This window comes from Pseudomonas sp. FW305-3-2-15-C-LB1, from assembly GCF_058787615.1.
This window is the reverse complement of record NZ_JBYSZX010000006.1, coordinates 176,474-191,223: the sequence shown is the minus strand read 5'-3', so window position 1 is coordinate 191,223 and position 14,750 is coordinate 176,474. Positions and strand designations below refer to the sequence as shown.

Below are 14,750 nucleotides of genomic sequence, written 5' to 3'. Positions count from 1 at the left end.
TATAAAAGAAGCGGTGCTGGATCAGACTTCGTCGGGGCTGCGCAGGTTGGTGACTGCGATACGCTGTTCGCGGCGCTGTTCCTTTTGCGACGGCATCTCGGCGCGGTACACGCCTTGATCGCCGACGACCCAGGAAAGCGGGCGACGCTCCTTGCCAATCGATTCCTGCAACAGCATCAAGCCTTGCAGGAACGCTTCAGGGCGAGGCGGGCAGCCAGGCACGTAGACGTCCACGGGCAGGAACTTGTCCACCCCTTGAACGACGGAATAGATGTCGTACATGCCACCGGAGTTGGCGCACGAACCCATGGAGATTACCCACTTCGGTTCGAGCATTTGCTCGTAGAGACGCTGGATGATCGGCGCCATCTTGATGAAGCAGGTGCCGGCGATAACCATGAAATCCGCCTGGCGCGGCGAGGCCCGGATAACTTCGGCGCCAAAGCGCGCGATGTCGTGGGGCGCCGTGAAGGCGGTGGTCATTTCCACGTAGCAGCACGAAAGACCGAAGTTGTACGGCCACAGGGAGTTTTTACGCCCCCAGTTGACCGCGCCACTCAGCACGTCTTCCAGCTTGCCCATGTAGATGTTTTTGTGGACTTGGTCTTCTAACGGGTCGGAAACGGTTTCCCGCTCGCCGATGGGGTACTGCTCGTTAGGAGCATCCGGGTCGATCCTGGTGAGATTGTATTGCATCGCCAAAGCCTCATTGTTTCAGCTTCGCTTGCCGCTTACGACGAGCTTCCGGAGCCCAGTCAAGGGCGCCCACTCGGAATAGGTAGACAAGACCTGCCAACAGAATTGCTATGAAAACGAGGGCTTCGACGAATCCGGTCCAGCCGCTTTCGCGGACGGACACAGACCAGGCAAAGAGAAAGAGGGCTTCGATATCGAAGATCACGAACAGCATCGCGACCAGATAGAATTTGGCTGAGAGCCGCAAGCGGGCGCCACCTGTAGGCAGCATGCCGGACTCGAACGGTTCATTTTTGCTGCGGCCCCAGGCTTTTGACCCGAGGAGGCTGGAAACACCGAGCATGAAGGCGCAGAGGCCGACAACACCGAGGAGGAAAATGGCAAAGCCCCAGTTGTGGGCCATGAGTCCTGTCGCTTCGGTCATGCTGGAAATCCTTAACAGAGAGCAAAGGTCTCTGAGCTCGAAAAAGTAACGATGCAGTGACGATATGTCGCACTGCAATCAATCGCGGTGATTTTATGGCTAAACACCGGGCAAGTAAAATTCCGATAGCGAAATTATTCGATGGAATAAGCACATAGTGCACCTTCTTGGGGCTGCAGCCCTTGTGTGGCGGGCATTAGCGGGCATTTAATCAAATGTGTTTTGTTTAACCGGTAACGAAGTTTTCACGAGCTAAATGATAATGAATATTGTTTGCGCGGGTTTTAAGCGGGTGTGTGTGGTGGGGCGGGGGAAGTTGCTGTTACTTGGTTGAATACCGCTTAGTTGCCGACGGGGATCTTTTAACCGATTTGATCCCTGCAAATACCGCTCTGGATCAATGTTTTGCACAAAATCCAGAGCCTCGTCGGCATTTCCAGTGTGTGAGGGGGCTTGCCCCCTCCCACAGGTTGATCTTCATTTTGACAGGGAGGTTTTTCACGGGGCAAAAAAACGCCCCGAACAGGTCGGGGCGTGATCTTTGTGCGGCACTGCGGTTAGGTCTTCCCTGGGGCTGCAGTGGCCGTGTACTCAGTCAATCAGTGGAACTGCTCTTCTTCGGTCGAACCGGTCAGCGCGGTCACGGACGAGGTGCCGCCCTGGATCACGGTGGTCATGTCGTCGAAGTAGCCGGTGCCCACTTCCTGCTGGTGTGCCACGAAGGTGTAGCCCTTGGCGGCGTCAGCGAACTCCTGCTCCTGCAGCTTCACGTAGGCGGTCATGTCGTTGCGGGCGTAGTCGTGCGCCAGGTTGAACATGCTGTGCCACATGTTGTGAATGCCGGCCAGGGTGATGAACTGGTGCTTGTAGCCCATGGCGGACAGTTCGCGCTGGAACTTGGCGATGGTCGCGTCGTCCAGGTTCTTCTTCCAGTTGAAGGAAGGCGAGCAGTTGTAGGACAGCAGTTGGTCCGGGTATTCCTTCTTGATCGCTTCGGCGAAGCGACGGGCTTCGTCCAGGTCCGGCTTGGCGGTTTCGCACCAGATCAGGTCGGCGTACGGCGCGTAGGCCAGGCCGCGGGCGATGGCCTGGTCGAGACCGGCACGTACCTTATAGAAACCTTCCTGGGTGCGCTCGCCAGTCACGAATGGCTGGTCGTACGGGTCGCAGTCCGATGTCAGCAGGTCAGCCGCGTTGGCATCGGTACGCGCCAGGATGATGGTCGGCGTGCCGGCAACGTCAGCGGCCAGGCGGGCAGCGGTCAGTTTCTGTACGGCTTCCTGGGTCGGAACCAGCACCTTGCCGCCCATGTGGCCGCATTTCTTCACGGACGCCAGTTGGTCTTCGAAGTGCACGCCGGCAGCGCCAGCCTCGATCATGCTCTTCATCAGTTCGTAGGCGTTGAGTACGCCGCCGAAACCGGCTTCGGCGTCGGCCACGATCGGCGCGAAGTAGTCGATGTAGCCTTCATCGCCCGGGTTCTTGCCGGCTTTCCACTGGATCTGGTCGGCACGACGGAACGAGTTGTTGATGCGCTTGACCACGGTCGGCACCGAGTCCACCGGGTACAGCGATTGGTCGGGGTACATGGATTCAGCGGAGTTGTTGTCCGCCGCCACTTGCCAGCCGGACAGGTAGATCGCCTGGATACCGGCTTTCACCTGCTGGACTGCCTGGCCGCCAGTGAGGGCGCCCATGCAGTTGACGAAATCTTTGTCGGGACGGAAGGACGGCTTGGCACCTTGTGTCACCAGGTTCCACAGCTTCTCGGCGCCGAGTTTTGCAAAGGTGTGCTCAGGTTGAACCGAGCCACGCAGGCGGACGACGTCAGCAGCGGAATAAGCGCGGGTCACGCCTTTCCAGCGTGGGTTTTCAGCCCAGTCTTTCTCGAGGGCTGCAATTTGCTGTTCGCGTGTCAGTGCCATGGAAGTAAACCTCGTCGCGTCTTCGTGTGGTGGAAAAATCCATTTGCCAGCCCTGCATTCAAATGCGTGGGCAGGGCTGCTCGCTGACCAGAAGCTTAGGCGGTCATGTCGGGTCTGACGGGGAATGCGACGGGATGAACGATTGGCGAGAGGGTGGAGCAGGTACAGGTGGACCGAGAACAGTCTCCGGGCGTCGTGGGCCCTCGGGTGTTCAACAGCGTGTAGCCGGGTTACCTGGTTAGCTTCCGTCCCTCGGGACAACTTCGTTCCAGTCGCAACCTCGTCAAACACGCCTTGTGGGCGGTACAGACACGAATCGGCTCGGGTGGGTAGCTTGGAGCGACGATCCGAAGGCCCTTGCCAGGGCCCCTGATTAGCGGGAGCGAGGCCATCATGCCCATGCTTTTTTGGATCGTCAAATGTTTTGTAGTGCTTTTTTTCAAGCACTACATCTTTAGTCTAATACGACTCGTCAGTCAGTTTTTGGTGCTTCAGTTCAGGGTGTCGACCTTGACCCGTACTGTCAGGTCATCGCGGCCCTGAGTAGAGTAGCTGCGGGTTGCAGAGGATTTGTCGGCCTGGGTCTCGCGATTGATGCCGGCCAGGGTGATCCATTCACCCAAGCGCCCGCTGACGGTTGTGTCGGTACTCTGTACGTTCACTACATCGGGACGCTCCTGGCTCATGCGGTCACGGTTGGTACTGATTGCCAGGTGTACGGTCTCGCCGGTGACGCTGGCGGTCACGTAGAAGCCCTGGGTCACGTTGCGATACTGGGTCTGGTTCTGCAGGCGGCCATAGCTGTCCTGCTGGGTGGTGGTCAGCGGCACGCTCTGGCCGACCTGGATCAGCGCGGGCACGCCTTCGCTGGCCTGGATCTGCTGGACGCCGCCGTCGCGGCTGGTGGTGCCGTAGCTGATGATGCGGGTCTGGCTGTCACCGGTGTTCTGCTGGTTGTTTTCGTTGGTGTCGACGGTGATCAGCAGGCGTTTGGCTGGCGTATCCAGCTGGGAAAGTAGGGTGCGCAGGTCCTGGATCTTGCCGGGGTCGGCCTTGACGATCAGTTGGTTGCCGTAGGCGCTGACGGTACCGTCCTTGCCGATGAAGTTCTGTGCCACTGGCAGCAGGTCGGCGCTGGTACGGTTGCTCAGGTTGACGACTTCGGTGTCGGCCATGGCCGCGGCGCTGGCGGTCAGGAGGAGGGCGGTGAGCAGGGTGCGTAGGGACATGTCCGTTATCTCTGCGAGTCAAAGGCTGGATAGTGCCAGTTTGTCGGCCTGGCCGGGTGCAAGTTGAATCGTAGACGGCAAAATGCCCTGGCATGGCAGGGCATTGTTGGTGTTGCTGAAATGGCTATCGGGGGGCAAGCCCCCTCCCACACTTGGCCGCATTCCAAAGGACTTACTCGGTCAAAAAGTGGGAGGGGGCTTGCCCCCGATGGCAGCGACGCGATCTCGGATCAGCCCTCGCGCACCATATCCACATGCGGAATCCCGACTTCAAGAAATTCGTCACTGACGATCTTGAAGCCCAGCCGCTCATAAAACGGTGCTGCATACACCTGCGCACTCAGGAACTGCCGGGTCTGGCCACGTTGTTCGGCCACGCCAATCACCGTTTCCATCAGCTTGTCGCCGACCTTCAGCCCGCGCCAGTCCTTGAGGACCGAGACGCGGCCAATCTCGCCGCTGGGTAGCAGGCGGGCGGTACCGATCGGAAAATCACCTTCGAATGCAAGGAAATGCACTGCGCCGGCGTCGTCCGCGTCCCACTCCAGCTCCGGTGGAACCGATTGTTCAGCGATAAACACCGCTTCACGAATGCGCCGAATCTCGGCGATATCCTTTTGCCAGTCCGCGACACTTACGTGAATCCTATTCATCGGCAAATCCCAGGCTTCCTTGCTTGACCAATTCACACAGCAGGTCGCGACCGTCTTCGTCTGCCAGCCATTCGCCCAGGTTCTCGCTGTGCAGCGCATCGGCCGAACACACCAGCTTCAGCAGTTCACGCAGCTTGCCCGGCAGGTAACGGCTCTGGCCACTGGCAAACAGCAACACATCGTTGTCCACTTCGGACCAGGCCAGGCGTGCGCTCGGGTTGCGCACCAGGATGGCGCCGTCCTGCAGGCTGCTGATGAAGTCGTCTTCGCCCAACTCCTCGCCGGCCACCAGTTCAGGATAGCGCGGTTCGGTCATGAACTGGCCGAACCAGGTCAGCAGCATGCGCTCATCGCTCATGTGCTCGGCCAGCAGGCTCTTGAGGCGGTCCAGGGCGTCGCTCTGGATCTGATGCGGGTCGCTGACCGGCTGGGCGTCAGCGTCGGTATAGCGCTCTTCGTCGGTCAGGTACTGGCTGAGGAAGTCGGTGAAGTGGGTCAGCACTTCGGACGCGCTCGGTGCACGGAAGCCCACGGAATAGGTCATGCAGTCGTCTTCGGCAATGCCGAAGTGCGCCAGGCGCGGCGGCAGGTAAAGCATGTCGCCCGGTTCCAGGACCCACTCGGCGCTTTCTTCGAATTCGGCGAGGATACGCAGGTCGGCGTGCTGCAGCAGCGCGCTTTCGGAGCTGCACATCTGGCCGATCTTCCAGTTGCGCTTGCCCTGGGCCTGCAGCAGGAACACGTCGTAGTTGTCGAAGTGCGGGCCAACGCTGCCGCCCGGTGCGGCGAAGCTGATCATCACATCGTCGATGCGCCAGCTCGGCAGGAAGCGGAACTGCTCCAGCAACTCGGCCACTTCCGGCACGAACTGGTCGACCGCCTGTACCAGTAGGGTCCACTCGCGCTCGGGCAGGGTGCTGAAGGCATCTTCGGCGAACGGGCCGCGACGCAGCTCCCACGGGCGCTCGCCATGCTCGATCACCAGGCGCGACTCGACTTCTTCTTCCAGCGCCAGGCCGGCCAGTTCGTCGGCGTCGATCGGGCTTTCGAAATCAGGGATGGCCTGGCGGATCAGCAGCGGTTTTTTCTGCCAGTAGTCGCGCAGGAATTCCCGTGCTGTGATGCCGCCCAGAAGTTGAAGAGGGATATCAGGATTCATGTGTAACCTATTGAAAAAAAGCACTTTTCAGACTGGAATAAAAACGCCCGGCGCGGCCGGGCGTCTCAAAGGGTCTTGCGATGATCAGATGCGCTTGGCTTGCTCTACAGCGTTGCCGATGTAGTTGGCCGGGGTGAGCAGTTTCAGCTCGGCCTTGGCGGCGGCTGGCATGTCCAGGCCGTCGATGAAAGTTTGCAGTGCTTCAGGGCTGATGCCCTTGCCGCGCGTCAACTCTTTGAGCTTCTCGTACGGGTTTTCGATGTTGTAGCGGCGCATCACGGTCTGGATCGGCTCGGCCAGGACTTCCCAGCACGCGTCCAGGTCGGCGGCGATCTTCTGCTCATTGAGCTCAAGCTTGCTGATGCCCTTCAGACTGGCTTCGTATGCGATCACGCTGTGAGCGAAGCCTACGCCGAGGTTGCGCAGCACGGTGGAGTCGGTCAGGTCGCGCTGCCAGCGGGAGATCGGCAACTTGCTGGCCAGGTGCTGGAACAGGGCGTTGGCGATGCCGAGGTTGCCTTCGGAGTTTTCGAAGTCGATCGGGTTGACCTTGTGCGGCATGGTCGACGAACCGATTTCACCGGCAATGGTGCGCTGCTTGAAGTAGCCCAGGGAGATGTAGCCCCAGATATCGCGATCGAAGTCGATCAGGATGGTGTTGAAGCGCGCAATGGCGTCGAACAGTTCGGCAATGTAGTCGTGCGGTTCGATCTGCGTGGTGTAGGGGTTGAAGCCCAGGCCCAGCTCGTCTTCGATGAAGGCGCGGGCGTTGGCTTCCCAGTCGATCTCCGGGTAGGCCGACAGGTGGGCGTTGTAGTTGCCTACGGCGCCGTTGATCTTGCCCAGCAGCGGTACGGCGGCGACTTGAGCGATCTGGCGCTCCAGGCGGTACACCACGTTGGCCAGTTCTTTGCCCAGGGTCGTCGGCGACGCCGGCTGGCCGTGGGTGCGCGACAGCATCGGCACGTCGGCAAAGCGGATGGCCAGTTCGCGGATGGCATTGGCGGTCTGGCGCATCAGCGGCAGCATCACGTCATCACGGCCTTCGCGCAGCATCAGGGCGTGGGACAGGTTGTTGATGTCCTCGCTGGTGCAGGCAAAGTGGATGAATTCGCTGACCTGGGCCAGTTCTGGCAGCTTGGCCGCTTGCTCTTTGAGCAGGTATTCGATGGCTTTTACGTCGTGGTTGGTGGTGCGCTCGATCTCCTTCACACGCTCGGCGTGCTCCAGGGAGAAGTTTTCCGCCAGGGTGTCGAGCACAGCGTTGGCTTGCGCGGAAAACGCCGGCACTTCGCTGATGGCGGGGTGAGCGGCCAGGCGCTGGAGCCAGCGCACTTCAACCAGTACGCGAGCACGGATCAGGCCGTATTCGCTGAAAATAGGGCGCAGGGCCTGGGTTTTGCCGGCGTAGCGGCCGTCTACAGGGGAAACCGCAGTGAGCGAAGAGAGCTGCATGGGGTGTTCTCGGACAGTCGGGCAACGAAATGGGGCGCGTATCATACATGAAAAAATTCGCCGGTCCGTTGCCAACTGACCGGCGTATTACGCGTAACGGCTTGAAAATGGCCTGTTGCTGCGACTTATTCGTTGCGCATCAACGGGTAAAGCTCTTTGAGCAATTTGCGACGGCTGATCACCAGTTGCCAACGATGACCACCCAACTGGCGCCACAACCGCGCCGAGCGAATACCGGCCAGCAGCAGGGCACGGATTTTCGAGGCGTTGTTCGGTTGCTGCAGGTTGCGCATGTCGCCGTGGACCTGGATGCGCTGGCGCAGGGTGCTCAAGGTGTCCTGGTACAGCGCGCCACAGGCCGCGATCACGTTCTCGTGGGCCGGGCCGAAATGTTCCACCTGGGACTGGATCTGCGGCAGGCGCTTGCCGATGACCTCCAGCATGTCCTCGCGCTTGGCCAGCTGGCGCTCGAGGCCGAGCATCGACAGGGCGTAGCGCAACGGCTCGCGCTGCAGAGTGCTGGGGTCGCGCTCCAATGCGCCGATCAGTGCGCGATAGCCTTCGCGCAGCGCCAGGTCGTCGCCGCCGTAGACCTCCAGGGTGTCCTTGGGGTCGCGGATCAGCAGGCTGCCGAGCATGCAGGTCAGGCCGGCCTCGGTGACCTGGCCGGTCTTGGCGATCTTGTCCACCAATACCGCGGCGAGGAACACCCCGCCCAGTGCCGTCAATTGCTCCTGGGTCGGGCTCATGCCTTCTGGCTCCAGGCTTCGGCGATTTCAATCACGCCGCCGCCCAGGCAGATTTCGCCGTCGTAGAACACCACGGACTGGCCAGGGGTGACCGCGCGTTGCGGGTCATCGAAGGTGGCGCGGTAGCCGGTGGCGGTTTTTTCCAGGGTGCACGGCTGATCACTCTGGCGATAGCGCACTTTGGCGGTCAGGCGGCGTGGCGTGCTCAGGTCGATCGGGTTGACCCAATAGATTTCCGAAGCGAGCAGAGCGCCGGAGAACAACAGCGGGTGCTCGTTGCCCTGGCCGACGATCAGCACGTTGTTTTCCAGGTCCTTGACCAGCACGTACCACGGCTCTTCACCGGCGTCTTTCAAGCCGCCGATGCCCAGGCCCTGGCGTTGGCCGATGGTGTGGTACATCAGGCCATGGTGACGGCCGATGACGTCGCCTTCGGTGGTGTGGATCTCGCCCGGTTGCGCCGGCAGGTATTGCTTGAGGAAGTCGCTGAAGCGGCGCTCGCCGATAAAGCAGATGCCGGTGGAATCCTTCTTCTTGGCGGTGGCCAGGCCGTGTTTCTCGGCGATCCTGCGCACTTCGGGTTTTTCCAGCTCGCCTACCGGGAACAGGGTCTTGGCGATCTGTTCGCCGCCGACGGCATGCAGGAAGTAGCTCTGGTCCTTGTTCGGGTCCAGGCCCTTGAGCAGTTCGGTGCGGCCATCGATGTCGCGGCGGCGCACGTAGTGGCCAGTGGCGATCAGGTCGGCGCCGAGCATCATGGCGTAGTCGAGGAACGCCTTGAACTTGATTTCGCGGTTGCACAGGATGTCCGGGTTCGGCGTGCGACCGGCCTTGTATTCGGCCAGGAAGTGCTCGAACACATTGTCCCAGTACTCGGCGGCAAAGTTGGCGGTGTGCAGCTTGATGCCGATCTTGTCGCACACGGCCTGGGCGTCCGCCAGGTCGTCCATGGCGGTGCAATATTCCGTTCCATCGTCTTCTTCCCAGTTCTTCATGAACAGGCCTTCCACCTCATAACCCTGCTCCATGAGCAGAACGGCGGAAACGGAAGAATCCACGCCGCCGGACATGCCGACGATGACGCGCTTCTTTTGTGTGTCAGAAGGGGCTGGATCACGCATAGGGTTTCAACGGGTGTCTTGAAAAAGGACGCGATTCTATCAGGCTCAGGCCTTCAAGGCTAAAGAGAAGGGCGGATCAATTCGAGGCTATGGCGCTGGCCGGCCAGATAATCATCGATACAGCGGATAATCAGCTCGCTGCGCCAGTCTTCGCGTACCGCCATCAGCTCGTCACGGCTCAGCCAGCGGGCGCGGATGATGCCTTCGTCGAGTTGATAGTCCGGGTGGTGTTTCAGGGCTTTGGCGATGAAGCAGACCCGTTGGTAGGTCACGCCGTTGCTGGGGGCGGTGTACAGGTAGATGCCGACGATACCAGTGGCCTCGACGTCCCAGCCGGTTTCTTCGAGGGTTTCGCGGATGGCGGCTTCGGTCAGGGTTTCATGCGGGTCGAGGTGGCCGGCGGGCTGGTTGAGCACGGCGCGGCCGCCCTTGAGTTCTTCGACCATCAGGAACTTGCCGTCGTCTTCGACGAGGGTGGCGACGGTGATGTGGGGTTGCCAGGTCATAAGCGGCCTCAAGGATGATGTGGTTGGAGAAGCTCGGTCAATGTGGCAGCAGGCAAGCCAGCGCCCACATTTGATTGGGTTGCTTCAGTGAGTCTGCATAAGCAATTCGCATGATGGACCTGACATTTTATGATTTTACGGATGTCAGGGGCTGGCGCAGTTTACCTCTTCAAATCAATTTGGAGAGTGTCATGAGTCCGGTTGCCCACAAAAGCTACGAAGTACGTCTCACCTCACCGTTCCCCATTGCCTTCATCCTGCTGTGGAGCTCCGGTTACATCGGCGGCGCGTTTGGCGTCCGTTATGGCGAGCCGTTCACCATGACGTTCTACCGATTTGCCCTGGCGGCGCTGGTTTTCCTGGGGGTTGCATTCGCGATTAAAGCGCAATGGCCGAAAAAGCTGACGCCTTACCTTCATGCTGCTGCAGTTGGGTTGCTTCTACAGGCATTGCAGTTCGGGGGCTTGTACACCGGCATCAGTCATGGCGTTCCAGCAGGACAAGCCGCATTGATCGTCGGGTTGATGCCGGTATTTGTTGTGATCGGTGCTTATTTCTTTTTAGGTGAGCAATTGAGTTGGCGCGACCTGCCGGGGTCGATCCTGGGTGTCGGCGGTGTGGTCATTGTCGTAGCCAGCAGCCTTTTTGGCACCGAGGCGTCATTAGGTGGATATGGCGCAGTGGGCCTGGCGTTGCTAGGTATCACGCTTGGCACGCTGTATCAGAAGCGCTTTCTAGGTGGCGTGAACCTGTGGGTGGGCTGCTTCATTCAGATGGTTGTCGCGTCGCTGGTTATGTTGGTACTGGCTTATGCCACCGAAACCATGCGCGTGACTGAATGGGCGCCCTTTGCAGCATCGGTAGCCTGGATCACGTTGATGAATTCAGTTGGGGCGCTGACGCTGCTGTATTTGATGATTCGACGGGGTGAGGCAAGTAAGGCGACCAACTTGTTTCATGTTATTCCGGCGGTCACACAGATCATGGCGTCGCTAGTGTTGGGGGAAGTGCCGAGTGCGGTGGCGGTTGCGGGATTTGTTGTTTCGGCGGTTGGGGTTTATTTGATGAATCATGCTCGCGCGAAATGATTGATAAGCAGTTCATTCGTGAAAAGGCGGAGAACGGTCATGCATACAATAGGCAGTAGCGAAATATTTGACATTCAGATGAGTGAGTTGGGCGGTGGATTGTCTACCGACGATCTTGAGCATTTAAAGTTTGAGCCTTATCAAATTGATGGTCGCGAGGGCGTTTCGATATTTTATCTGTACGACGCCCGGCAAGGTGCGCAAGGGCCCGCCGCAGCTTTGGTCCGCTACAAGGCGGGGGCCTTTACCCCAAGACATATGCACATGGGGTGGGAGTTGGTTTTTGTATTAAAGGGTGAGCTGCTTGATGATCGGGGGCTTCATACAGCGGGCGTATTGCAGATTTATCCGCCCGGTTCTTCGCATGAACTCTGTTCGATGACAGGTTGTACGTTCCTGGTTGTTTGGGAGCAACCCGTTCAGGTTGTCATGTCACCCGAAGGCAGTGCAGGCGCCGCCTCAACTCCTGAGGCCGACATATGAAAGTCATTAGCGAGCAACAAGCGGCGGACTTGATCGAAGACGGTTGGACAATCATCCCTGGTGGTTTTGGAAGTTGCGGGCATCCAGATGGCCTCACGCGCGCAATCAGTGAGCGTTTCAAGCGCGAAGGGCGACCGCGCCAGATTGGTCTGCTCTTCGCATCGGCCTCTGGGGATCTTGAGGGGCGAGGTGTCGATCTATTTGCTCAGCCAGGGCTGGTGGCCAAGGCGATTGGCGGTTTTTGGGGGTTGGTTCCGCGACTGGGCGAGATGGCGCGGTGCGGCGAAATAGAAGCGCATAATTGGCCGCAGGGTGTTATCAGTCAGCTCTTTCGTGCCATCGCAGCCAAAAAGCCCGGGGTAATATCGAGTATCGGGCTCAATACTTTCGTTGATCCCAATAATGAAGGGGGCTGTTTGAGTGATCGAGGGGGCGGTCCGCTTGTTCAAAGAGTTGATATTGCGGGAGCGACAACACTTTTCTATCCCGCGCTTGACGTTAATTGTGCGTTGTTGAGAGGTACCTGCTGCGATCCTGATGGGAATATCTCAATGGAGAGGGAAGTTTCTTATAGTGACTCGCTCGCGCAGGCGATGGCTGTTAAAAATTGCGGCGGCACCGTAATCGTGCAAGTTGAAAGCTTGGTAGGGTTGCATGAGATAGAGCCACAACATGTAAAGATTCCAGGCATGCTAGTAGACTACGTCACCGTGTCTCGCCCCGGAGAACATCCTCAAACCTATGCCGAAGTCTACAACTCCGAATTTATATGTCCGGGAGTTCAGACACCTGATAGGGGGACAATATCCTGTGCCGAGCGGATTATTGCCAAGCGCGCGCTACAGGAAATTCGCCAGCAAAACGTTCAAGTAGTCAATCTCGGTATTGGTATGCCCACGGTTATTGGTCGAGTGGCTGAGGAGAGTGGCTGTCCGGGGAGCGAGATCTTTACTGTTGAGTCTGGAGTTGTGGGAGGTAGGCCTGCTTTCGGGTTGTCGTTTGGAGCCAGTTATAGACCGAGTGCTGTGATCGAGCAGGCAGCGTTGTTTGATTTTTATGAAGGCGGCGGCATTGATGTGGCGTGCTTGGGTTTTGCTGAAATTGATGCCGCTGGCAATGTCAATGTCTCGCAGTTTGGCAGCAAGTTGCAGGGCGCTGGCGGTTTTATAAATATCTCACAGTCCGCGCGCTTCATTATATTTTGCGGAACTTTAACCGCTGCTGGGCTGAATGTCGAAATGGGTGCAGAGGGGCTGCAAATTGTCCAGGAAGGGCGCATCAAGAAGTTTGTACGCCAGGTTTCGCACCTGACATTTAACGGTGGCTACGCTCAGTTGTTGCGTCAGCGCGTAATGTTTGTGACGGAGCGCGCTGTTTTTTCGTTGCGTAATGGAGTTATTTATTTGGATGAGGTCGCGCCGGGTATTGATATCGCGCGGGATATTGTACCGTGCATCGAAGGCGGATTTGTTATCTCGGCTGATTGCAAGCGCATGAAGGGCGATGTTTTTTTAATTTAGGGTTGCGGGTTGTTGTGGGGTTTGAAGTTGGATGGCGTTGTGAGGTGTTAGCGGAGTGATCAATTCGATTTAACGGAGGCTGTTATGTCAAATAACGTGATTACAATCATCGGCGGTGGCGCATCGAGCGTTGCGTTTATCTATTCGTTGTTGGAAGGTCTCGGCAGGTCGGGTTGTTACTCGAGTGTCTCTTTGTTTTTAATCGACAGGCAGCCTCAATGTGGGCGGGGGCTCGCCTATTCAGAGGACTGCATCACGAATCTTTTAAATACTCGGGCTGAGTTCATTTCGCCTTTCGCCGATCAGCCTGGGCATTTCTATAAATGGTTATCGAATAATCGGGAGGTTTGGGAGGATGACTTTCCAGGTATTGAATTATTGCCTCAGTCCTTTCTACCCCGGCCGCTATTTGGGCTTTATCTTGCGCATATGATTCGGTGGTTGGTTAATAGGGCAGTGGCACTCGGCTGTCAATTGATTCAGGTTCAGGATGAGGCGGTCAGCCTGAGTTTTGCGCACGATGGGAAAGTGGTGGTTTTAACCAGAGGAAATCTTTCCTTTCCAAGTGATCACGTGGTACTCAGTTGCGGTAATGCCCGCAGTCTGGAGTATCGGCATCTGGATGCTTCAGAGGGTTTTTTCAACAGTCCTTACCCTCTAAGGCGTACATGTCGATTGATTCCAAAGCATGCAAGTGTGGCTATTGTTGGTTCAAGGCTCAGCGCCATCGATACACTGATCGGGCTCACCACTAATGGGCACGTGGGGCCAATCACATTGCATTCGCGTACCGGTGCGTTGCCCTATGTTCGTGGGACCCAGGCACGCTATAAGCCGAAAATTCTGACGCCTGAAACGGTCAAGTCGTGCATTTCTAGGTGTGGGGTGGTCCGACTTGACGATGTGATGCGCTGGACGTTGCAGGAGTTCGCTTTAGGTGGAGAGGCAATTGGCGCCATTGATTGGTCATCCAAGTGCACCCAGAAGCCTGCCATTGAGTTTCTGACCGACGAGATCGCGCAGGCACAATATCCCAGATTTTGGCAGTCAGTACTTTATTCTACCAATGCGGTACTTGATTTGATTTGGCCTGCAATGCCTGATGAGGACAGGCGAAGATTTTTAGGTTATTCAAGTTGGTGGATGATCTACCGCGTTTCCATCCCGGTTGAGAATGCAGTAAAAATAAAGGTGTTGCTTGAGGCGGAACAATTGTCGATCTTCAAGGGTGAGCTTAAGGCGGTGGAGTGTGACGGAAGGTTTACCTTGGTGGTGGATGATTGTTCAGGTATTCGTCGCTGCGAGTATGACGCAGTGGTTATTGCGACTGGTACGCCTCGTGACGTCAAAAAGTTCGACAACCCTATTGTCCAAAATATGCTTCATCAGGGCCTTGCCAGTGTTGATCCCTTCGGAGGTGTCAGGGTTTCTGCTGAAACAGGTGGACTGATTAATCAGCTAGGTTATGTGGATGACAGAATTACAGTGCTAGGTGAGCTCACGAGCGGAGCATTCTTTTTTACCAGTGCGTTGGAAATCAACTCCCGCCATTCGGCGAGACGAGCTAACGACGTCCTATCGAGGCTGTCACTTGTTCGTGATGGAAGTTCCCGCAGTTCAGGGTCACGCTTGTTTGCATAGGGTGTAGGAGAAACTACAGGGGTACACGTTAAGTTTGATCTTCCTACGCGAGTAACGTCTCTACCTAGCCGAACAGTCAGTTGTAAGTGCCGCAAGGAATT

The 14,750-nt window shown here is 57.6% G+C and carries 14 protein-coding genes; 4 read left to right on the top strand and 10 right to left on the bottom strand.

What is annotated here, in order from left to right; translation table 11 throughout:
- Positions 1-21: 21 nt before the first annotated feature.
- The 10 genes from AC3WP7_RS14320 to AC3WP7_RS14275 all read right to left on the bottom strand — a co-directional run bounded on the left by AC3WP7_RS14320 (position 22) and on the right by AC3WP7_RS14275 (position 9,917).
- A complete protein-coding gene (locus AC3WP7_RS14320) occupies positions 22-696 on the bottom strand; it encodes a NuoB/complex I 20 kDa subunit family protein (RefSeq protein WP_003174719.1) in 675 nt (224 codons plus the stop codon).
- Between the two features lie 10 nt (positions 697-706).
- The gene (locus tag AC3WP7_RS14315) at positions 707-1,120 is read right to left on the bottom strand and encodes an NADH-quinone oxidoreductase subunit A (RefSeq protein ID WP_003219575.1); all 414 of its coding nucleotides are present in this window, start codon (positions 1,118-1,120) and stop codon (positions 707-709) included.
- 599 nt (positions 1,121-1,719) lie between these two features.
- Positions 1,720-3,045, bottom strand: a complete 1,326-nt coding sequence (gene aceA, locus AC3WP7_RS14310; protein ID WP_003174717.1) for an isocitrate lyase — start codon at positions 3,043-3,045, stop codon at positions 1,720-1,722.
- Positions 3,046-3,536: 491 nt separating this feature from the next.
- Positions 3,537-4,274, bottom strand: coding sequence for a secretin N-terminal domain-containing protein (locus AC3WP7_RS14305; protein WP_093527853.1), 738 nt, complete (start codon positions 4,272-4,274; stop codon positions 3,537-3,539).
- A gap of 230 nt (positions 4,275-4,504) precedes the next feature.
- Positions 4,505-4,927 carry a GNAT family N-acetyltransferase gene (locus AC3WP7_RS14300; RefSeq protein WP_092245065.1) on the bottom strand — a complete coding sequence of 141 codons (423 nt, stop codon included), beginning with the start codon at positions 4,925-4,927 and terminating at the stop codon, positions 4,505-4,507.
- A complete protein-coding gene (locus AC3WP7_RS14295; RefSeq protein ID WP_102591777.1) occupies positions 4,920-6,086 on the bottom strand; it encodes a ribosomal protein uL16 3-hydroxylase in 1,167 nt (388 codons plus the stop codon). The genes AC3WP7_RS14300 and AC3WP7_RS14295 overlap by 8 nt, the downstream gene beginning before the upstream one ends.
- A gap of 84 nt (positions 6,087-6,170) precedes the next feature.
- A complete protein-coding gene (gene purB / locus AC3WP7_RS14290) occupies positions 6,171-7,541 on the bottom strand; it encodes an adenylosuccinate lyase (RefSeq protein WP_092245071.1) in 1,371 nt (456 codons plus the stop codon).
- Positions 7,542-7,666: 125 nt separating this feature from the next.
- Entirely contained in the window at positions 7,667-8,290 is a 624-nt protein-coding gene (hflD, locus tag AC3WP7_RS14285) for a high frequency lysogenization protein HflD (RefSeq protein WP_058425015.1), read from the bottom strand.
- Complete coding sequence (mnmA, locus tag AC3WP7_RS14280; protein WP_071491899.1) at positions 8,287-9,411, bottom strand: tRNA 2-thiouridine(34) synthase MnmA; 1,125 nt, start codon at positions 9,409-9,411, stop codon at positions 8,287-8,289. The genes hflD and mnmA overlap by 4 nt, the downstream gene beginning before the upstream one ends.
- Before the next feature lie 59 nt (positions 9,412-9,470).
- Complete coding sequence (locus AC3WP7_RS14275; protein WP_093512766.1) at positions 9,471-9,917, bottom strand: NUDIX hydrolase; 447 nt, start codon at positions 9,915-9,917, stop codon at positions 9,471-9,473.
- 110 nt (positions 9,918-10,027) lie between these two features.
- Here AC3WP7_RS14275 and AC3WP7_RS14270 point away from each other — a divergent pair, with 110 nt between their 5' ends.
- The 4 genes from AC3WP7_RS14270 to AC3WP7_RS14255 all read left to right on the top strand — a co-directional run bounded on the left by AC3WP7_RS14270 (position 10,028) and on the right by AC3WP7_RS14255 (position 14,649).
- A complete protein-coding gene (locus tag AC3WP7_RS14270; protein ID WP_092245077.1) occupies positions 10,028-11,005 on the top strand; it encodes a DMT family transporter in 978 nt (325 codons plus the stop codon).
- 39 nt (positions 11,006-11,044) lie between these two features.
- Positions 11,045-11,488, top strand: a complete 444-nt coding sequence (locus tag AC3WP7_RS14265; protein ID WP_092245080.1) for a cupin domain-containing protein — start codon at positions 11,045-11,047, stop codon at positions 11,486-11,488.
- On the top strand, positions 11,485-13,008 hold the full coding sequence (locus tag AC3WP7_RS14260; protein WP_102591778.1) for an acyl CoA:acetate/3-ketoacid CoA transferase: 1,524 nt from the start codon (positions 11,485-11,487) through the stop codon (positions 13,006-13,008). Before AC3WP7_RS14265 ends, AC3WP7_RS14260 begins: the two co-directional genes overlap by 4 nt.
- Positions 13,009-13,092: 84 nt before the next feature.
- Positions 13,093-14,649 (top strand): FAD/NAD(P)-binding protein, encoded by a 1,557-nt coding sequence (locus AC3WP7_RS14255; RefSeq protein ID WP_092245086.1) that lies wholly within the window; start codon positions 13,093-13,095, stop codon positions 14,647-14,649.
- The last annotated feature ends 101 nt before the right edge of the window (positions 14,650-14,750 follow it).